This is a genomic window from Gardnerella sp. c10Ua_244, from assembly GCF_055818055.1.
Genome location: NZ_JARFVS010000032.1, coordinates 1 through 543, shown reverse-complemented (window position 1 = coordinate 543; position 543 = coordinate 1). Strand labels below are relative to the sequence as shown.

Here is a 543-nt window from a genome sequence, read left to right as displayed (position 1 = left end):
TGGAAAGGAGGAAAAAGGTGATGAGGAAGTTTTGGCAGTGGAAAAACCAGGCGGTCAACAGTGAGAATAATGAGATTTTTGAGAGGACTCTGTTTCTTAACGGTACGATTGCTGAAGAATCATGGTTTGATGATGATATTACACCACAACTTTTTTAAAGACGAGTTAAACGCTGGTAGTGGGAATATTACCGTGTGGATTAACTCGCCTGGTGGGGATTGTGTGGCTGCGGCACAAATCTATAACATGCTCATGGATTACAAGGGTTGCGTGACGGTCAAAATTGATGGGATTGCAGCGTCTGCGGCATCGGTTATTGCGATGGCAGGGACAAAGGTTTATATGAGCCCGGTGTCAATGCTTATGATTCATAATCCTATGACTGTTGCTTTTGGCAACAGAAATGAAATGGAAAAAGCAATATCAATGCTTGATGAGGTAAAAGAGTCCATTATTAACGCTTACGAGATTAAAACAGGGCTTAACCGTGTGAAATTGTCGCATTTAATGGATTCGGAAACGTGGATGGATGCTAACAAGGCA

1 protein-coding gene is annotated in these 543 nt (G+C 42.2%); it reads left to right on the top strand.

Features of this window, described 5'->3' with window-relative positions:
• Positions 1–69: 69 nt before the first annotated feature.
• Positions 70–543 (top strand): head maturation protease, ClpP-related (locus tag P0108_RS07175; RefSeq protein WP_473730945.1); only part of this gene is annotated, 474 nt, incomplete at its 3' end.